The 19,678-nt window shown below is 34.1% G+C and carries 15 protein-coding genes and 2 tRNA genes; 9 read left to right on the plus strand and 8 right to left on the minus strand.

Features of this window, described 5'->3' with window-relative positions; all coding sequences use genetic code 11:
• Positions 1-3: 3 nt before the first annotated feature.
• The 5 genes from artM to J3T98_RS02375 all read left to right on the plus strand — a co-directional run bounded on the left by artM (position 4) and on the right by J3T98_RS02375 (position 3,583).
• Positions 4-681, plus strand: a complete 678-nt coding sequence (gene artM / locus J3T98_RS02355; protein ID WP_065562114.1) for an arginine ABC transporter permease ArtM — start codon at positions 4-6, stop codon at positions 679-681.
• 1 nt (position 682) lies between these two features.
• Entirely contained in the window at positions 683-2,518 is a 1,836-nt protein-coding gene (uvrC, locus tag J3T98_RS02360; RefSeq protein WP_065734100.1) for an excinuclease ABC subunit UvrC, read from the plus strand.
• A 107-nt stretch (positions 2,519-2,625) separates the two neighbouring features.
• The gene (pgsA, locus tag J3T98_RS02365) at positions 2,626-3,180 is read left to right on the plus strand and encodes a CDP-diacylglycerol--glycerol-3-phosphate 3-phosphatidyltransferase (protein ID WP_065562116.1); all 555 of its coding nucleotides are present in this window, start codon (positions 2,626-2,628) and stop codon (positions 3,178-3,180) included.
• 220 nt (positions 3,181-3,400) lie between these two features.
• A tRNA-Leu gene (locus J3T98_RS02370) sits at positions 3,401-3,488 on the plus strand.
• Between the two features lie 19 nt (positions 3,489-3,507).
• Positions 3,508-3,583, plus strand: a tRNA-Gly gene (locus tag J3T98_RS02375).
• A 215-nt stretch (positions 3,584-3,798) separates the two neighbouring features.
• On the opposite strand, the gene J3T98_RS02380 is transcribed toward J3T98_RS02375, so the two are convergent.
• The 3 genes from J3T98_RS02380 to J3T98_RS02390 all read right to left on the minus strand — a co-directional run bounded on the left by J3T98_RS02380 (position 3,799) and on the right by J3T98_RS02390 (position 5,994).
• Positions 3,799-4,260, minus strand: coding sequence for a hypothetical protein (locus J3T98_RS02380; protein WP_267362040.1), 462 nt, complete (start codon positions 4,258-4,260; stop codon positions 3,799-3,801).
• A 241-nt stretch (positions 4,261-4,501) separates the two neighbouring features.
• Positions 4,502-5,083, minus strand: coding sequence for a hypothetical protein (locus tag J3T98_RS02385; RefSeq protein WP_065562064.1), 582 nt, complete (start codon positions 5,081-5,083; stop codon positions 4,502-4,504).
• A 530-nt stretch (positions 5,084-5,613) separates the two neighbouring features.
• Positions 5,614-5,994 carry a VOC family protein gene (locus J3T98_RS02390; RefSeq protein ID WP_267362041.1) on the minus strand — a complete coding sequence of 127 codons (381 nt, stop codon included), beginning with the start codon at positions 5,992-5,994 and terminating at the stop codon, positions 5,614-5,616.
• A gap of 127 nt (positions 5,995-6,121) precedes the next feature.
• On the opposite strand from J3T98_RS02390, the gene J3T98_RS02395 reads away from it, so the two are divergent.
• Entirely contained in the window at positions 6,122-7,081 is a 960-nt protein-coding gene (locus J3T98_RS02395; RefSeq protein ID WP_267362042.1) for a helix-turn-helix transcriptional regulator, read from the plus strand.
• A 17-nt stretch (positions 7,082-7,098) separates the two neighbouring features.
• Here the strand turns inward: J3T98_RS02395 and J3T98_RS02400 are convergent, their stop codons facing one another.
• Together J3T98_RS02400 and J3T98_RS02405 are read right to left on the minus strand one after the other, a co-directional pair.
• Positions 7,099-7,953 carry an aldo/keto reductase gene (locus J3T98_RS02400; RefSeq protein ID WP_065562069.1) on the minus strand — a complete coding sequence of 285 codons (855 nt, stop codon included), beginning with the start codon at positions 7,951-7,953 and terminating at the stop codon, positions 7,099-7,101.
• A 472-nt stretch (positions 7,954-8,425) separates the two neighbouring features.
• Positions 8,426-10,756: a TonB-dependent hemoglobin/transferrin/lactoferrin family receptor gene (locus J3T98_RS02405; protein WP_267362043.1), complete on the minus strand. Its 2,331-nt coding sequence runs from the start codon at positions 10,754-10,756 to the stop codon at positions 8,426-8,428.
• 365 nt (positions 10,757-11,121) lie between these two features.
• Here J3T98_RS02405 and J3T98_RS02410 point away from each other — a divergent pair, with 365 nt between their 5' ends.
• On the plus strand, positions 11,122-11,568 hold the full coding sequence (locus J3T98_RS02410; RefSeq protein WP_267362044.1) for a LexA family protein: 447 nt from the start codon (positions 11,122-11,124) through the stop codon (positions 11,566-11,568).
• The gene (locus tag J3T98_RS02415; RefSeq protein WP_267337567.1) at positions 11,565-12,824 is read left to right on the plus strand and encodes a Y-family DNA polymerase; all 1,260 of its coding nucleotides are present in this window, start codon (positions 11,565-11,567) and stop codon (positions 12,822-12,824) included. Before J3T98_RS02410 ends, J3T98_RS02415 begins: the two co-directional genes overlap by 4 nt.
• Positions 12,825-12,935: 111 nt before the next feature.
• On the opposite strand, the gene J3T98_RS02420 is transcribed toward J3T98_RS02415, so the two are convergent.
• Genes J3T98_RS02420 through J3T98_RS02430 form a run of 3 tightly spaced genes read right to left on the minus strand, consistent with a single transcriptional unit; the run spans position 12,936 to position 17,957 of the window.
• Entirely contained in the window at positions 12,936-14,066 is a 1,131-nt protein-coding gene (locus J3T98_RS02420) for an ABC transporter permease (protein WP_267331060.1), read from the minus strand.
• 5 nt (positions 14,067-14,071) lie between these two features.
• Positions 14,072-16,870 (minus strand): ribosome-associated ATPase/putative transporter RbbA, encoded by a 2,799-nt coding sequence (gene rbbA, locus J3T98_RS02425; protein WP_267362045.1) that lies wholly within the window; start codon positions 16,868-16,870, stop codon positions 14,072-14,074.
• 13 nt (positions 16,871-16,883) lie between these two features.
• Positions 16,884-17,957, minus strand: a complete 1,074-nt coding sequence (locus J3T98_RS02430; protein WP_267331058.1) for an HlyD family secretion protein — start codon at positions 17,955-17,957, stop codon at positions 16,884-16,886.
• Between the two features lie 523 nt (positions 17,958-18,480).
• Here J3T98_RS02430 and argE point away from each other — a divergent pair.
• Complete coding sequence (gene argE, locus J3T98_RS02435) at positions 18,481-19,638, plus strand: acetylornithine deacetylase (RefSeq protein ID WP_267362046.1); 1,158 nt, start codon at positions 18,481-18,483, stop codon at positions 19,636-19,638.
• Positions 19,639-19,678: the final 40 nt, after the last annotated feature.

Below are 19,678 nucleotides of genomic sequence, written 5' to 3' on the forward strand. Positions count from 1 at the left end.
TTTATGTCTGATAATTTTATTTTTTATCTAAAAATCATTCTTCAAGGTCTACCTGATACATTAAGTCTAAGTATATTCGGTATATTAACGGCTGGTATTTTGGCTATTGTTTTTTCATGTCTTTTATCGTTAAATTCTAAGCTATTAACGAAAACAATTCGCGCTTATATCATTATTTTTACTGGTTCACCATTATTAGTACAGCTGTTTTTAATCTATTATGGACCATCACAATTTGGTGAATATTTAAGTAAATTTCCTGCTTTTTATGATTTTATTTCTTCACCTTGGTTTTGTGCTTATTTAGCTTTAACGCTTAATAGTGCCGCTTATACTACACAAATATTTTATGGTGCATTAAAATCTGTTCCACAAGGACAGTGGCAAGCATGTAGCGCTTTAGGTATGAACAAAAGACAAACTCTTAAAATTGTCATGCCATATGCATTAAAACGTGCTCTTTCTACTTATTCTAACGAAGTCGTTTTTGTGGTAAAAGGTACAGCCTTAGCTTCAATGATTCCTGTTATGGATTTAATGGGATATAGTAATGCATTAAATGGTGAATACTATGACTTCTCAATTTTTATGGTTGCAGGGCTCATTTACCTCTTGATAAATGGTATTTTAAGCACCATTATGAGGATAATAGAGAAAAAAGCCCTCACCTTTGAAAACTAATATGAGCCAATTTGATACAGCATCTTTTCTAAAAACAGTCCCACATAAACCAGGTATCTACCAAATGTTTAATGATAAAGATACCATTATTTATGTGGGAAAAGCGAAAGATCTCAATAATCGCTTAAAAAGCTATTTCAATAGCAGTAAAAAAACGATCAAAACCGATCGATTGGTAAGTCATATTCATCGAGTTGAATTTACCATCACCAATACAGAGACTGAAGCATTATTACTCGAACAAACTTATATCAAAAAATATCAACCCAAATACAATGTATTGCTCAAAGATGATAAAAGCTACCCGTTTATCAAATTAAGTAAAGAAAGACATCCTCAATTGTCTTTGTATCGTGGTGCAATTAATCGAAAAAAAGATGAGTTTTTTGGCCCTTATCCGAGTGGATATGCGGTAAAACAAATTCTTGCCTTATTACAAAAAACATTTCCAATAAGACAATGTTTAAATAGCACTTATCGTAACCGAACTCGTCCTTGTTTACAGTACCAAATCAAACGCTGTTTAGGGCCTTGTGTACCAGGCTTAGTTAGCGACGAAGATTATAATGAACAAGTTAATTATGTAAGGTTATTTCTCTCCGGACAATCAGACCAAATTTTGCAAAAAATTACTGCGGATATGCAAAAAGCCAGTAGTGAACTTAATTTTGAAAAAGCAGCCGCATTACGAGATCAGCTACAAGCGATCAAACACATAAATGAAAAACAAGCTATCTATAACAATAATGATAATTTAGATGTAATTGGTTTCCATTACGAACTCGGCTTAGCTTGTATCTATGTACTCTTTATTCGAAATGGTCAAACATTTGGACATCGTTCTTATTTTCCAAAAGTGCCATCTAATACTGAACTAGAAGAAGTGATCGAGACATTTTTAGGACAATTTTATTTACAAGGAAATCAAAATAGAAATATTCCGAAGAAAATTCTTCTCAATTTTTCATTATCTGACAAGCAAGCAATGGAAGATACTTTATCTATTGTCGCTGAACATCAAGTAAAAATAGTTGATGAACCAAAAGGTGATAATCTTAAACTATTAAATATTGCAACAGTTAATGCTCAAACTGAAGTAAAAAATAAACTACTCGAAAACTCAACCATTAAACAACGATATGATGCACTAAAAGAGTTTTTGGGCATTGATAAAATCAATCGAATGGAATGTTTTGATATAAGCCATTTTATGGGTAAAAACACAATTGCATCTTGTGTCGTTTTTGATGATAAAGGTCCCGTTAAATCTGAGTTTCGTCGCTACAATATAAATGGTATCACACCTGGAGACGATTATGCGGCAATGGAGCAAGTCTTAACCCGTCGTTATAGTAAGAAAGATCTTCCTGAAGATAAGATCCCAGACATCATCTTTATAGATGGAGGAAAAGGTCAACTTAACCAAGCGTTAAGGGTTTTTGATAATTTAGACGTAAACTGGGATAAAAACCACCCTATTTTAATTGGTGTGGCCAAAGGTGCTGAACGTAAAGAAGGATTAGAAACACTATTCTTTGAAGCTCATGGAAAAGGATATTATCTGGATTATCATTCCCCTGCTTTACTGCTTATTCAACAAATTCGAAATGCATCGCACGATCATGCAATTGTTGGTCAACGTAAAAAAGGCGTTAAGCAGTTAACTGACAGCGCTTTAGAGCATATTGAAGGCGTTGGTGGAAAAAGACGGCAAGCATTACTCAAGCATTTTGGTGGGCTTAGAGAGTTGAAAAATGCCAGTATAGACGAAATTGCGCAAGTTCAAGGTATTTCAAAATCATTAGCTGAAAAAATTTATCTAAATTTACAGCAATAACACATTGAAAAATTAACATTTTTCAGGCAACATAATCAATGAGAAAACCCTGTTTTTTTAATTGTCGCTAACCATTTGATTAATAAAACAATATGAGCTAATGTCACATGAAAATTAACTTACCTACATTCTTAACATTATTTCGAGTAATACTGATTCCATTTTTTGTGTTGGCATTTTATTTAATCCCTCATGAATGGTCAGGCTTTTTTTCGGCATTAATCTTCCTAATAGCCGCAGTTACAGATGTTTTTGATGGTTACCTTGCCCGCCGATTAGGTCAAACGACTAAATTTGGTGCTTTTTTAGATCCTGTTGCCGACAAAATAATGGTAACAATCGCATTGGTTCTTATAACGCAATATTATCAGGCGTGGTGGATTTCTATTCCTGCAATAATTATCGTCTCTCGTGAACTTATTATCTCTGCATTACGAGAATGGATGGCTGAAATTGGCAAACGAGGTAATGTTGCAGTATCTTCAATTGGCAAAATTAAAACAATTGCTCAAATGACAGCATTAACTTGGTTACTTTGGCGTCCTTGCGATCTTGTCATATATGCGGGGCTAGCTGCACTTTTTTTAGCTACAATTTTAACGTTATTATCCATGTTCCAATATTTATGGATAGCGCAAAGTGACTTATTAGATGAAGAATAATTTATCAAAAAGTCGATAATCGTTAGTTTTAGTGTAATTTTGTTATCTTCTGTAAGTTCACAAAATTACACTTCTCAATCCCCAAAAACTCAATATTAAACCAACAATAAGTTAAACATTGAGCAATTAAACAATTAATCCAAAATTTATGTTGACTGAAATCTCAAGATAGGTAAAATGCACTGCATTCAAAGCGGATTACCTTACGTATAAGTTTTGAGCCCGGGTGGTGAAATCGGTAGACACAAGGGATTTAAAATCCCTCGGCCTTTTTGGCCGTGCGAGTTCAAGTCTCGCCCCGGGCACCATTTAAAACACTTCTCTTATGCGGGAATAGCTCAGTTGGTAGAGCGCAACCTTGCCAAGGTTGAGGTCGCGAGTTCGAACCTCGTTTCCCGCTCCAATATCGCGTTTAAACACTCCTCTATACCTAATTAATTCATTAAGAAATCGAATGTTTTATCTGTCTATAGAGATTTTTATTAATATCGATACATTTAAAATAAAATGAATTGTTACTTGTATGAGTATCTATTTTGTTCCTTTATTACCCAGTAATAAATCTCTATCTATTACTCGGTTGTTTATGTTATTTATTTTAAAGTAATAATTATTTTATTATAGAATCATATCATCAAGTTCGTGGCTGATGCAGTCGGAACTCTTTAATGATAAATGATAATTTTCAACTAAAAATAACTGTTTTGATTTGAAATATCCTTCAAAATAATAGATATAACATATTGAGTTTAGACCCTGTTGTTTTTTAAATTTTTCCTCATCTGTTTTATTTGCAAATATTAGATCTACGTCTCTTCCAATTAAATTATCATCTTCTGGCTTATTAATAGCATAAGATAGTTCTTGTGAAAGATCGCTATCTTTACCATCCAAATCTAAAGGTTCTCTATCTTTTAAATGACTACTTTTTATCGACAAATTATCTATTTTAAAGATTTTATATTGTGGGCATTCACAGGCATAAAGCATATCAACAGCATATAAACCAACTTTTTCCTGTGGATAATTATCTTTACATCCGAATAAAGTAAATAATAAGATATACAATATTTTTTTCATTTTTTATAATATTCCTCAATATTTAGCCAGCATTTTTGAGTTGTATAAGCCAAAACATTCTGCCAATAGCTCTTTTTTCATGTCATTCTTGTTGTTGAATAGATGTTTTCCTATCACCATTTATATTTGCTTTTGACAAATAGCCAACCCATTGTTTTTTCATAACTCCCCCACTCTTCAAGTGGGTAATTGTTGCCTTTATAGGTCTTATATATGGTATCGTTTTATGATGTGTCTTTGATCAAAAATATACAACACCACTATTTCCAAATTCATTCCTCGCCCAGCCCTCATTTTCGATTATTGGATAATATTTTTTTAATTTTTCATAAAATTCATCATTAGGTGGATAGGCTTCTTTATTTTCATAATGGTCATAGACTTCTTTATAATTTATACAATAAGCATTTTTACCCTTTATTTTTAAAGTATAAACATAAATTTCTTGGTAACGACTATATCTAAAAAAAGAATATCTATATTTTAATTTTTTTAATAAATCTGTGTCTGACATAACTGTCAATTCCCGTTGTAAATCTTGCTTATCTTTGGTTGTAAAATTAGGGATATTGTTCATAGCCCAATTGGGTAATTCCTGCCTGATTTCTTGTAATTGTTGCGGATCAAAAGCTTTGGGTTTAGGATTCCATAAAAGCGATTCGCTTAAACATTCACAGCCTTCTTTTTCTATTCTTTCAGTCATATCATAAGGAGTTGTTCCCCATATTTCATATCTTCCATCTTCTGTTTTGCACCATATATTTTTCATATTGCAACTGTTTACTAATGTGATTAGTAATAATATTAATAAAATATTTTTCATTGGGTTATCATTGAGGCTTAAAAGTTTTCATATCATTAGGTACACCCACAGGCGCTGTACCACCTTTTACCGGATGCCTTGCTCCGTCGGGATCAGGCACCATCTATTTTTATTTTATTAAATTCTATTTTTTCCATTTTTCCATCTCTTTTTTTCTGTAGGAGTATATTTTTGATTCAGCAAGTATTTGTATTTATCATTACATAGTTTATCATTACATAGTTTATTATTCACTGAAGTCGCTTTATTTTCTTTTGCTTCATAAATCAGACTTATCCACAGGATAGTTTGTTGGTAAGCTTTTGCGAGTGAAACTGCACTTTAAACCGGTTTTGATCAGGCGCAATAATCCATTCTAAAAAACTGACATTACCACAACTTTCAAGGAGCAATTTAATCTTTTCGCTGCTTGTCTCGCCATTAGGTTTGGTGGTGGAGCCAGTCAGTTTTTTAGAATTGTAGCTTCATTTTAAGATGACTTAAATAAATTTTTTAAAGCACCAATTGTTTTAATTTCTTAAGATAATTTTTTATTCAAATTTTGAAGTGTCGGTAGCACAAACACGGAGTCGATGACCATCAGGATCATTTCCTACAAATGTGTATCCGAAATCGAGCATTTGAGGTTCGAGTTCAATTTTGACGTTTAGTTCTTTCCATGTCGCATAAATCTCATCTACTTCATTTTTTGTTACATCACTAAATGACAGCTCAAAACCACCATAATGATTGGGTGACTTTGGCGTTATTTTATCAGCCTCTTGCAGCCCCAAAATAAAATTATCATTCAATAAAAATACAGCAAAGCCAGGATAAGTTTTAACAGGTGGGCGCCCTAGTATTTTTGCGTAAAACTCTGTGCTAGTATCGACATTTTTGACATAAACAATAACGCTATTAGGTTTAAACATTTTTTCTTTCCTTTTAGTGATAAAAATTAGTTCAATTAATTTTAGTTATCTCTATTTTGATGTGGCATTAATGACAACTGTATGTCATATTTAAAATTCAATCTAAATTATTTTGCAAACATAGAGTATGAAAATTAATCGTATAATTACTATCATCATGATCTTGCTTCAAAGAGAAAAAATCAGTGGTAAAGAATTAGCCGAAAAATTAAATGTATCATTGCGTACTATTTACCGAGATATACAAGTTATAGAGGGAGCGGGAATACCCATTATTACCTATCAAGGAAGTGCAGGTGGAATAAGTATTTTAAAAAATTATAAAATTAGTAAAGGTCTATTCACTAAAGAAGATGTCATTGTTTTATTAAAAGGCCTCAACTTATTATCCTCACCAGTTTTCAAAGAAAGTGAAAATTTAAGAACACTTGAAAAAATTAAGAGTTTTTTATCAGAACAAGAACTTGATGAAGTAACAAATAACTTAAATCAACTTATTATTGATTTATCGCCTTGGTTTTCTAAACAAAATATTGATAACAAAATATCTATTATAAGACTGGCACTGAAAGAACAAATGCTTTTATCGTTTGATTATTTAAGTGTTAGGAATAAACAAGCCTCACGTTTAATTGAGCCATATAAACTTATTTTTAAGGAAAAAGAATGGTATTTACAAGCTTTTTGTCTAACTAAAAATGACTTTCGTGTATTTAAATTGTCAAAAATGTCAAACATTAGAAAAACAAATACTAAATTTATTAAGCAGACAACGCCTGAAGCATTCTCCTTATTCCAAGCGGATATGAAAAAAAAGATTTTTAAAATAAAATTGCTAATAGATGAATCTCTTTTGGAACGTATTTTAGATTTTTGTGATGAAAAAGATATTAAGAAATTAAATGGACAACAGTATCTTGTAGATTTTAACTTTATTGATGATGACTACAGTTATGGTATTTTACTAAGCTTAGGTCATAAATGTATTTGTTTAGAGCCTGAGCATATACGTCAAAAACTCGTTGAACGAGCGGAAAAATTAGTTAAATCTTACAAAGAAACTGTCAATCTATTTATGTCAAATTAGCCTCAATAACTAAAAATTTAAACATCTAATCTCCGGCTGGTTAACCATTTTACTTTTTGCGGATCTCGATGATCAAAAAATTGACTTGTATTTGTATCAAGCGCTGCTATTTGTTGCATATCTTTATCCGAAAGCTCAAAATCCCAGATATCTTGATTTTCAATTATACGCTCTTTACGCACAGATTTAGCCAAGCTTGCAATACCTCGTTGTGCTAACCAACGTAATACCACTTGCCCTATTGTTTTACCATATTTAACGGCAATTTGACCTAACACCGGATGGGTAAATAAACCATTTTTCCCTTCAGCAAACGGTGCCCAGGCTTGAGGAGTTATGCTCTCTTTTTGCATATAAGGCACGGCTTCAAGCTGTTGTTGGAATGGGTTAACTTCAATCTGATTTACGGCAGGAATAATGGAATGAAATGCAGTTAAATCAGCTAATCTATCAGGTTGAAAATTACTTACGCCAATAGCACGAGTTTTACCTGCTGAATAAAGCTCTTGCATTGCTTGCCAAGCACCATGAACATCACCATAAGGTTGATGAATTAAATATAAGTCAACATAGTCTAATTGCAAACGATTTAATGAACGTTCAAATTGAGCCTTAGCACCATTGTAATTGGCATCTTGCAACCATAACTTAGTCGTAATAAATAATTCTGCTCGATCAATCCCATGTGCACGAATAGCATTACCAACTTCAGTTTCATTTTGGTAACTTGCAGCTGTATCAATTAACCGATAGCCAGAATCAATTGCATCATGTACGGCTGTTTCACACTCTTTCTTATCGGTCATTTGAAAAACACCAAACCCTAAGATAGGCATTTCGATACCATTATTTAATGTTATTGTTTTTTTCATAGCTCATACCTCAGTTATTGTAGTTAGCCTATTATTAAACAGCTTACTACAATGATAAAGTAGGTAAAACAACATGCACTAATGAAAAATTTTCATTAATTAACTTAGGTCTTTTATTGAAATATCACGATATTCAAACTTGATGAAAAGCACGATAAGGTCATTAAAAAAAGCGACGAGTAATTTCAATATCGAAAATTATTTAATTTGAGATATGTATGAAGCTAATATAATTCATATATCAATCAGCACTCACACCCCTCTTTTAATCGTTTAATGCTGATTCAATCGGATGTGGCGAAAAATTAACAATGATCATATTAGATCTTTTTGAAATGCTTATTATGTGTTTAACAACTCAGTGATTTTTATTGATGCCTTATTTATATAAGGCATCAATACTATTTTTTAATAGTTTAACCTGCAATACTTTTTAACTGTTTAAACTTATCAACTTAACGCTAGATAAGTATTAAAATTTATATGAAAAACTTGCTTTAAAGTTGCGTGCTAAACCATAAGTATTTTCACCTAAATATAGTCGATAATCTTTGTTAAAGATATTATCAACGGCCAGTTTAACTTCAGCTTTCGGTAAAAATGTTGGCTGCCAGGTTGCAAATAAATTATGTAATGAATAACCTGATGAACGACCTAAACCATACGCCCCAAGATCAGCAAGCCCATCATGGTTTCTATCTTCTGATCCTGTTCGATCTTGTTTTCTGACAAATTGAGCATTCCAACCTGCTCTTAAATTCCATTGAGGAATTTTAAAACCGGTAGTTAAAGTTGCTGTACGAGGTGAAATTGTCGCAACATAAGTTTTGTTATGCATCCATGGAGCTTGTGGCGCGGTGTCTCGCTCTCCTTTTTGAATTGAGTACGTTGCACTGGCAAACCAATATTTACTATCATAAAAGGTTTCTAGTTCAAATCCTTTTACCACTAACTTACCGGGCAGATTTCGATAATTAGATTGGCCAACCGGACACAATTTACCCGGTCCACAAATAGAGCCATTAAAACCACGAGTAACAAAAATTTCGTTAGTAACACGCTGTCTAAATAATGTGCTTCGAACTTGTAATTTATCATCATTTAACATTAGATTATTGAAATCGAGGATATTTCCCAATCGGATTGATAAATCACGCTCTTTTTTCAAATTGCGACTGGTTGCAGAGATTTTACCACTACCGCCATTTTTAGGGGTGAATTGAACCTCATAAGTTTCATCAACAGTCGGCGCTTGCCATGCATAACTAATATCACCAAAAAACCCGATATTTTCTGTCGCTTGCCAATATGAACCGAGTCTTGGCGTCCAACCGGTATAGGTAACAGGCGCATAATTGTGTCCATAACGAGGATCGGGATCATTATAAGCTGATGCATAATTTTTCTTACCATGATTACGAACATAATCGTATCGAAGGCTTGGCGTTAAGACAAAATTGCTAATCGATAATTCATCTTGTAGATAAAAACTATAAGTTTGTTGTTTTCCCGAAGGCATATAAGCAGGTTGGAAATAACCATGATTATAATTTGGTTTTTTCTCGTAATTTTTGTAATACATCAAGGTATCACGATCATGCAAATGCACTTGCGCACCAATTTTTAGAAGATTATCAATTGGTCCTGTAGTAAAAATACTGTTATTTTCAAGCTCAACAGTTTTATCAGTGTAACTGACCCAACTCTCATTGCCCATAGTGCCTAAAGAAGCAACCGGATTATATTTGGCCGGCCTCATATCATGTTGCTTTGTTTTTGAATATGTGGCACGTAAGGTAAAATCGACTAATGGATTATAAGTTGGTTGATAGTTCCATTTAAATTGCGCTGATTCATCTGTTTGATCACGTTTGACTAATTTTCGTAACCAAGCTGCTCTATATCCATATTTTTTAATTTGGGCAGCAGTTGGTGGCGTCATCTTTTCAACATATTTTGCTGCCCACGGTTGCCATGAATCTCGTTTTGAACGGATACCGGATATCGTGAACGTATGCTCTTCATTGGGTCTAAAATTTAATTTCCCCATATAGGTGTTCATATCATCTTCTGAGAATTCAAATCGAGAACCATCCGGTCTTTTAAAATTGCCACTATCGCGGTTAGTGTAGTAAAACAGCCCATCAAACATATCATCTTTTGTTCTACCATAAACAGCACTTGTTACCATATTTTGATGATTATTTGAATGGAAACTATATTTAACCAAAGCGCCAACATATTTATCAGGATCGAGTAAATCAATCGCATCTTTAGTTTCCATTGTTACTACCCCACCAAAGCCACCATTACCAAATTTGACATCATGCGGGCCTTTATTCACTTCCACCCGTTTAAGTAATTCCGGCTCAACAAAAACCGAACCTTGTTGGTATTTTTGGAAACCTTTTTGCGCACCATCAACAATGATTTTTACATCTTCTACTTTACCAAATCCCCAAATATTTAATGTCTGTCCACCCGGTCTAACCGAACCGGCGGCGCTCACGCCCGGTAATGTGTTGAGTAATTCGGCTACATTATCCGCTTGCTTTTGTTCTATCAAACCAGATGTAAGTGTTGATCGTCCGGCAATAACGCTATTAATTTTTTTCAATTGATCTTGTGATCTTGCTATAACGGTAATCACATCATCAATATCCTCACTACTTACGTTATCTTTATTTCTTTTTATTTGTGATTCTTGTTCATCTTCTGGTGAAGTATTCTCGCCACTTGAAGGTTCCGCTTGAAGAGAAAAACTCATACAGAGCAATAATATACTTATTTTTTTATATCCCATACCTAGTTCCTTTTAAAAAGCATAGTTATTAAATAAACACGACTAAATTAATATTACCCACATAAATAGTAATGATAATCATTATCATGTAGGGTTAGGGAGTATAGTTTTTTTAGGTATAAATAAATAGCAAAATTTGAATTTAATTTATCTCTCGATAAATTGAAAAGTAAGCACCTAAGTCGTTTAGCTAGCAACTTTACTTGTAAAACAATAGATTATCTTTTTTTAGTAATCTATTTTTAATTTTTTACACTCGTTTTTATTGAATTAAGTATTTTATACTGTATATTTATACATATATCTTTTTTTTATGCGAATAGATCTCCACTATTCGTTTTTTATTGTTTTTTAGGAGTGTTTTCTTGAATAAATATTGTGTTGTTCTTGGGCAAGCTAATAGCTCTCTCGCGACTTATTTGCCTTTAGTTGATACGCCAGTAAGAGCCGGATTTCCCTCACCTGCTGATGATTATTTAGAAACAAAACTAGATTTAACTAGCCATTTAGTTAAGCACCCTAGTGCGACTTATTATATTAAAGCGATTGGTGACTCAATGATTGATTATGGTATTTACAGTGGTGATCTGCTTGTTGTTGACCGATCTTTAGAACCGAAAATAGATGATATTGTTGTCGCAGCAGTTGACGGTGAACTAACTTGTAAGTGTTTAAGTTTTATTAATGGCAAACATCATTTAGTATCAGGCAATAGACTTTATCCACCTATTTCACTAACAGGGAAAGAAGTCCATATTTGGGGAGTCGTAATACATACGATTCACTCCCTACGAAAGCGAGGTCATTCATGATTGGGCTAATTGATTGTAATAATTTTTATGCATCATGTGAACGAGTCTTTAATCCCAAATTAGAAGGAAAACCCATTGGTATCTTATCTAATAATGATGGTTGCGTAATCGCCCGTTCTAATGAATTAAAACCCTTAGTACCAATGGGAATGCCTGCCTACAAAATTGAACCCAAAATTAGAAAAAAAATTAAATTATTGAGTTCTAATTATGAACTTTATGGCGATATGAGTCAGCGGGTATTTGATACCGTTCGTCATTATACTGCAGATATTGAACCTTACTCTATCGATGAAGCATTCATCCATTTAAATGGATTTAACAATGTGTTAACTCATTGTCAAAATTTAAAAACAATAGTAAAGCGTGATACAGGTATCCCGGTGAGTATTGGTATTGCACCAACTCGAACGTTAGCAAAATTAGCTAATCATATCGCAAAAAAACAGCCAATTCATCAAGGTGTTTATTGTTTACCGACTAATCAAGAGGCGATAAAGACGATATTAAAGCAATTCTCAATTGAAGATATATGGGGCGTTGGTTGGCGAATTGCTCAACGGTTAAAAGTATTAGATATTCATACCGCTTGGGACTTACATCAAGCTAATTTGAAACAAATTAGACAGTTATTTTCTGTTGTCCTTGAACGTACAGTACTTGAACTACGTGGTATTAACTGCATTGAATTAGATGATTTATCTACACCTAAAAAAAATATTATGACATCGCGTAGCTTTGGTCATTTAACGAGTGATCTATTTGATATACAAGAAGCAATTCGAGTACATGCAAGCCGTGGTGCAGAAAAACTAAGAAAGCAAAAATCAGTTGCTAGTGCAGTACTGGTCTTTTTAAAGACTAATCGATTTCGGCCAGAATTACCTCAATATAATCCATCAATTGTTGTTCCATTATTGTCAACAACTGATGATTCGAGATTAATCATTCATGCCGCTCAAAAAGGATTACAATCCATTTATAAAAAAGGCTTTTTATTTATGAAATCAGGTGTGATGCTACTTGATCTAAAAGCTAAAGATGATTATTGCCAATCCGATTTATTTATTCCTGACATATCAGAAACGCAAAAAAGTGAACAGCTAATGAAAACAATGGATTACATTAATCAAAAGATGGGAAAAAATACTATTCACTTAGGCGGTATAAGACAAACCGCAGCTTGGCAAATCAAGCGAGATATGCTTAGCCAGCGGTATACAACGCGTTGGGAAGAGTTACCTTTTGCTAAATAGATAATTAATAATAATTTAAACAATGGATATATTTGATCATTTCAAACAAGTATATCCATATTTTTAAGTGCTGAACAAAACCGATTGAATCTTATGTTCAGCACGTTTATTCTAAGAACCCATATTAACAATTGAATTACGAAAACGCTTAAGCGCAATAAGAAAGAACACACTACCAATAGCTAATAACCAAGCATAAGATGTCCAAACAACACTAAAGCCAGCTCCTCGATACAAAATTGCTTGCCCTAATTCAACAAAATGCGTTGTTGGTGCAAACAGCATGATATTTTGGACCACCTCAGGCATACTTTCACGTGGTGTACTACCACCAGAAAGCATCTGTAAAGGTAGAAGAATTAAAATAAATAGCATGGCAAATTGTGCTGTTGATTTAGCGACAGTAGCCATAAAAATACCAAGTGACGTTGTCACGAATAAATGTAGAGCTGCCCCAATTAAAAACAAGGTAATCGAGCCTTCAATTGGAACATTTAGCCAACCATGAACAACAACTAAGAGTGCCCCCCATGTTGAAACAAGCACGACAAGCCCCATCGACCAAACTTTTGATATCATGATTTGAAGTGGTGTAACTGGCATTGAAAGCAAGTGATCGATAGTACCATGTTCACGTTCCTTCATTAAAGCTGCGCCAGTTAAAATAATCGACAACGTGGTCACAATATTGATGATTTCCATAACGGAACCAAACCAAGAACGGGTCAAGTTTGGATTAAATGCAGCATGAACTTCAATATTCACCGGCAAACTGGTGGGTTTATCGATTTGATTGAAATATTTTGTTATTTCGTTGGTCACAATTTGGGTAATATAACCATTCCCAACAAAAGCCTGCCCCATTCGTGTTGCATCAATATTAAGTTGAATTTCTGGACTTTGATTATTTAACACATCGCGTTGAAAGTTAGGCGGAATATTCAATGCAAAAGTATAACTATCGGTATCCATACCTCGATCAACTTCATCCATAGAGTTTAGTTTTACCGGTTGGTTAAACATGGGTGGATAAAACGCCGCTATAATTTGTCTGGATAAAGGTGAATCATCTTCATCAACTACTGCAATCGAAGCATGATGAAGCGAGTCTGAAGTTGCTGTTGCTGCAGTATAGATATCAAGCGTAAAACAGTAGGCAATTAACAACAACATAATTGGATCACGAATCAATCCCCATAACTCTTTAATGCCTAAGCGATAAATATTAATAAAACTTTGCATAATATCTATCCTTCTTGTTTCTTGAGGAGGAATATACTTGCACCAAGTATAATCGGTATGGTAATCAGCAAGGCAAATATTGAGTTATGTAAATCAAAAAATCCTAATGCCTTATTAAAGACTCCTCGAGCAATAATAAGCATATGGGTTGTTGGATAAACTTCACCAATATATCGTCCACTACCTTCTAAAGATGCAACCGGATTAAGCAAACCAGAAAATTGTATCGCTGGTAACATGGTACCAACACAGGTTAAAAAGATAACCGCAATTTGACTGCGTGTAACTGTCGAAGCAAGTAATCCAAAACCTGTTGCAATAATACAATAAGCTAATCCAGCCAAACACAAAGTCAACAAGCTGCCTTTAATTGGTACGCCAAATATTGTCACCGCCATAAGCAGCAATAATAAAAAGCTAAGCATCGAAATCACAATATATGGAACCTGCTTACCTAATAAAAATTCAGTTTTGGTAACAGGCGTAACATATAAGTTAATTATCGACCCCATCTCTTTTTCACGTACTACGGATAGTGCAGCTAACATCGATGGAATCATTAATAATAAAATAGGAATAACCGCCGGTACCATAGCTTGTAAACTTTTGATATCGGGATTATAACGATATCGAGTTTCAATATTTGCTAATGAACTCGATGTTGTTCCAGTAGTCATTTTAATTTTGTCACTTAACCAAGCAAGATGCATACCTTGTACATATCCTTTAATCGTATCGGCACGCAAAGGCATTGCACCATCAATCCATATTCCAATACTAACCGGATCACCACGTTGAATATCTCGACCAAAATTTGGTGGAATCTCAATAGCTAATGCTATCTCATTACTTCTCATCCTATGATCCATATCATCATAATCAAGGATTGGCGGTTTCTCGATAAAATAGCGCTTAGATCCAGATAGATTGGTAATATAATTTTGACTGGTAATAGTTTGATCACGATCTAACACCGCAAAATTTAAATCTTCTACATCCATGGTGATACCATAGCCCATTACCAACATTAAGATAGCTGAACCTAAAAGTGCCAACAAAGCTCGCAATGGATCGCGCGATAGCTCTAAAGTTTCACGCCACATACACCCAATCATCCGAGTTAAGCTAAATCCCTGTAGGTGAGCATCTTGCGTTGTATTAGCTTGTTTATTGGTTAAAGTTTTAGGCTCTTCACTTGCTTTTTCATCACTATGTGTATCATCTGCACCAGCATCAACTAAATAACGAATAAAAGCTTCTTCCAGCGTTTTAGCATTTTTGGAATGGATGATATTATCAGGAGTATCACTGGCTAATACTTTACCAGCATGCATGAGTGAAATCCTATCACAGCGTGCCGCCTCATTCATAAAATGGGTAGTAATAAATACCGTAACTTTATCTTTTCGGGAAAGTTCGATAATTAAACGCCAAAAGTCATCCCGAGCAATGGGATCAACCCCGGAAGTCGGTTCATCTAGGATAAGAATCTCAGGATTATGAACCACCGCAACAGATAAAGAAAGTCTTTGCTTAACCCCTAACGGTAGACTATCTGGTAAACTTTTTAATTCATTTTCCAAGCCAAAACGCTTAACTAACTCCTCAACTCTTGCAGGAATTTTGCTTTCTTCAATACCAAATAGACGGGCATGTAAAACTAAGTTTTGTTCAACCGTTAATTCACTGTAAAGCGAAAAAGCCTGAGACATATAACCTAAATGACGTCTAACATTAATATCACTTGCATCAACCGGTTTACCAAATAACCAAGCTTCACCTGAGGATATTGGTAATAACCCTGTTAACATCTTCATCGTTGTGGATTTACCGCAACCATTAGATCCTAAAAAACCAAATATTTCGCCTTGTTTGATTGAAAAGTTAACATGGTCAACCGCAATAAAATCACCAAATTGCTTGGTTAAACCTTTTGCCTCAATCGCCACTTGTAAATCTTTATTTAAATCTAATGGGGGAATTTCAACCGATTCATAACCTTCTCTAGCATCTTCTGGCATTAATTGGATAAAGGCATCATCTAAATTATCTTTACCTGTTTTGGCTAATAATGCTTGAGGTGTGCCTGTTTCAAGAATCTTACCGCCATACATTGCAACCAGCCAATCAAAGTTTTGCGCTTCATCCATATAAGCTGTTGCAACAATCACGCTCATTTGTGGTCGTTGTTCACGAATTTTATTGATTAATTGCCAGAATTGCGCACGAGAAAGAGGATCGACCCCTGTTGTTGGTTCATCAAGAATAAGTAAATCAGGATCATGAATCAAGGCAGAACATAAGCTGACTTTTTGTTTCATCCCTCCAGAAAGGCGACCAGCGGGTCTAGATAAAAAAGGATACAACCCAGTGCTTTTAGTTAACTCATCAATACGACGTCGCCTTTCAGCAGCATCGTTACCAAATAAACGAGCAAAAAATTGCAAATTTTCTTCCACTGAAAGTGTAGGATAAAGGTTTTTCCCTAATCCTTGTGGCATATAAGCAATACGGGTACAGACGTTTTTACGATGGGATTTATCTTTCATGTCACCATCTAAAACGTAAACTAATCCCTCTTGAATGACATGTGCGCCCGCTATTAATGATAATAAGCTAGATTTACCAACACCATCAGGACCAATTAGTCCCACCATACATCTAGGCGGGATGGCAATACTAACATCATTAAGCGCACACGTTTTTTTATAATGTAACGATACATTACTTACATTTACAACAGCATCATCAATGGCCTTACCTTCAGCAAGTAACGTCAAATCCTTTTTATTTGACTCCGACATATGCTATCTCCAATTATTTAGTTTGGCATTTTGCAACATCAGATAAACCTGAAGGCCACTCCGTATTAGGATCTAGTCTTACCCAAGCCACACCAGGAAGGCCGGTTTTAACATGAGTTATATAGCATTTTAACAATTCTGGGCTTAATTGTGCTTTCACTCTAAACATGAGTTTTTGACGTTCATCTTTAGTTTCAACAGTTTTAGGCGTAAATTGCGCAACGCTTGAGACAAATGAAATTTTGGCTGAAATTGCTTTATTGGGTAAAGCATCAAGAACCAATCTTACTTCGTCACCAATTCCAACTTTACCTGCAATTGTTTCTGGTAAAAAGAAAGTTAAATAAACATCTGAAAGATTAACCAGATTTAACACTTTACCGCCTGAAGGTAAAACTTCACCGGGTTGAGCGATTCGATATTGAATACGTCCATCAACTGGTGCAGTTAATGTACTGTCATCAATATCCGCTTGGATTTGATTAATATTTGCTTGCGCTACGTTTATTGCTGATTTAGCACTTTCTACACCGGCTTGTGCAGCTTCAATGGCTGCATCGGCAGCGGTAACTTGTGATTTAGCAGAGTCTAATGCTGCTTTTGCACTATTTACTTTAGCGGTATCATCATCAAATTGTTGAACTGAAATTGCCCCTTTTTGATAAAGGGCTTTTGTTCGTTCTAAATGCTTATTGGCAATATCTAAATCACTTTCTCTTTGAGTAACACCAGCTAAAGCAGCCACTTTATCACTCATTTTTAAGGCAACTTGAGCTCTAGATGTTGCTTCATTACTCAAGGCTTGTCGATATTGTGCTTGAGCTTCATTTAACTGAGCTTGTAATGTATCTGTTTGCATAACAACTAAAGGTTGACCCGCCTTAACAAAATCACCCTCATCAACATTAATTTTTTCAATTCTACCGGCTAACTTGGCTGAGATATTGATTTCAGTTGCTTCGATACGTCCATTACCGCTAGTAAAATCTGAACCATATCCATCAGGCTTAAATTGTTGCCATAAGATAAATCCAATAGCAACAACTACAACTGCGATAATAATCCATTTTTTATTTATTTGTTTCATGAATAACACCTATTCTAAAGTAACAATTTATAATAAATATTAACGAAAAATTTAAACGTTATAATCTATTTATTTTCAATTTACGCATAATAGCAAATGTTTTTTACAAATAGAATCGACTCTAAATGTAAACGCAGTAAATGCTAAAAATCAGTAAATTACTATTGGGAAAAGTTAGCATTAGAAAATCATCACCATAAATCTCTCTAATTCGATCTAAATAAGTGTTATCACAACTAATAAATTCTTTTATAACGCATCAATATCGGTCTCTACTTTAAATGGAAAGTGATGTACATTCACTAATATGGCAACCTAAAATAATTTAATCTTCACTTCCTATTATTTTATAAGTGATTAATAATTAATTTTTTAATTCATGCTGATATAAAATAAGCTATCATGTAAACCATTTTGAATTATAGTATTTTGAATCTTAGTATTTTGCATTCTAGTATTAACGCAAAGCGCATTGAACAAAGAATGATGAAAACTAAACGTTATTATTTAATAAGGTGAATTTATGGCAATCCCCTCTTTTTTGACAATTTATAATGAATTGATATCCACTCCAACTATTAGTAATGTCACCAACGAAAAATTGGATTATTCCAATAAAACTTTAATAGACAAATTAGCGACATGGTTTGCGGATTTAGGATTTAATGTTGATGTTCAAGCCGTCCCTAACACACGTCATAAATTCAATATGCTGGCAACTTATTCAAATAGTGAAAATAAAAGCCAAGGAGGCCTATTACTAAGTGGCCATACCGATACCGTTCCTTTTGATGATGGACAATGGAGCAAAGATCCATTTAAGTTAACCGAAGATAATAACAAGCTTTACGGATTAGGCACGGCTGATATGAAAGGATTTTTTGCTTTTATTCTAGATGCTTTGCGAGATATTGATCTAAAAAAACTCACCAAACCAATTTATGTACTAGCTACCGCAGATGAAGAAACCTCAATGGCTGGTGCATCATTTTTTGCCAAACAAACTCAATTAAAACCTGATTGCACCATAATTGGCGAGCCTACTTCACTAATTCCTATACGAGCACATAAAGGATTTATTTCTAATTCAATAAAGGTGATAGGAAAATCAGGTCACTCAAGCGATCCAGACAAAGGTATTAATGCTATAGAAATTATGCATTTAGTCATTGAACGTCTATTAATCCTTAAACAAAAATTCAAAGAACAATATCATAATGAAGGCTTTAGTGTCCCCTATCCAACTCTGAATTTAGGTGTGATTCATGGCGGTGATGCTGCAAACCGAATATGCGGGTGTTGTGAATTAATTATTGATATAAGAGTATTGCCTGATAATAATGTTGACTCGATTTATAACGCATTATGTGAAACACTAAAACCCGTTATGGATAAATACCCTAATCGTATTTCAGTAGAATATGAAGTATCACCCATTCCAGGATACGAATGTAAAAAAGATCACCCCGCATTGCAACACATTGAAAATTTAGTGGGTCATCAAGCACAAACTGTCAATTACAGTACTGAAGCGCCTTATTTAAATCAAATTGCGCCAACCATAGTTTTAGGTCCTGGCTCTATTGAACAAGCTCATCAACCAGACGAGTTTATTTCAATGGACTTTATAAAACCAACAAAATTAACGATAGAAAATTTGATCAAAGATTTCTGCCTCTAATCATATAAAAACGCCGACATCGTCGGCGAATAAAATTGCT

Source organism: Gilliamella sp. B2772 (genome assembly GCF_026536985.1).
GTDB lineage: Bacteria > Pseudomonadota > Gammaproteobacteria > Enterobacterales > Orbaceae > Gilliamella > Gilliamella apicola_E.

Bases quoted from the DNA above. Each gene is read 5' to 3' on its own strand.
- J3T98_RS02380 (WP_267362040.1), bottom strand. From the start codon at position 4,260: ATGAAAAAAATATTGTATATCTTATTATTTACTTTATTCGGATGTAAA.
- J3T98_RS02430 (WP_267331058.1), bottom strand. From the start codon at position 17,957: ATGAAACAAATAAATAAAAAATGGATTATTATCGCAGTTGTAGTTGTT.
- J3T98_RS02420 (WP_267331060.1), bottom strand. From the start codon at position 14,066: ATGCAAAGTTTTATTAATATTTATCGCTTAGGCATTAAAGAGTTATGG.
- J3T98_RS02415 (WP_267337567.1), top strand. From the start codon at position 11,565: ATGATTGGGCTAATTGATTGTAATAATTTTTATGCATCATGTGAACGA.
- J3T98_RS02405 (WP_267362043.1), bottom strand. From the start codon at position 10,756: ATGGGATATAAAAAAATAAGTATATTATTGCTCTGTATGAGTTTTTCT.
- uvrC (WP_065734100.1), top strand. From the start codon at position 683: ATGAGCCAATTTGATACAGCATCTTTTCTAAAAACAGTCCCACATAAA.
- artM (WP_065562114.1), top strand. From the start codon at position 4: ATGTCTGATAATTTTATTTTTTATCTAAAAATCATTCTTCAAGGTCTA.
- argE (WP_267362046.1), top strand. From the start codon at position 18,481: ATGGCAATCCCCTCTTTTTTGACAATTTATAATGAATTGATATCCACT.
- rbbA (WP_267362045.1), bottom strand. From the start codon at position 16,870: ATGTCGGAGTCAAATAAAAAGGATTTGACGTTACTTGCTGAAGGTAAG.
- pgsA (WP_065562116.1), top strand. From the start codon at position 2,626: ATGAAAATTAACTTACCTACATTCTTAACATTATTTCGAGTAATACTG.
- J3T98_RS02395 (WP_267362042.1), top strand. From the start codon at position 6,122: ATGAAAATTAATCGTATAATTACTATCATCATGATCTTGCTTCAAAGA.
- J3T98_RS02385 (WP_065562064.1), bottom strand. From the start codon at position 5,083: ATGAAAAATATTTTATTAATATTATTACTAATCACATTAGTAAACAGT.
- J3T98_RS02390 (WP_267362041.1), bottom strand. From the start codon at position 5,994: ATGTTTAAACCTAATAGCGTTATTGTTTATGTCAAAAATGTCGATACT.
- J3T98_RS02400 (WP_065562069.1), bottom strand. From the start codon at position 7,953: ATGAAAAAAACAATAACATTAAATAATGGTATCGAAATGCCTATCTTA.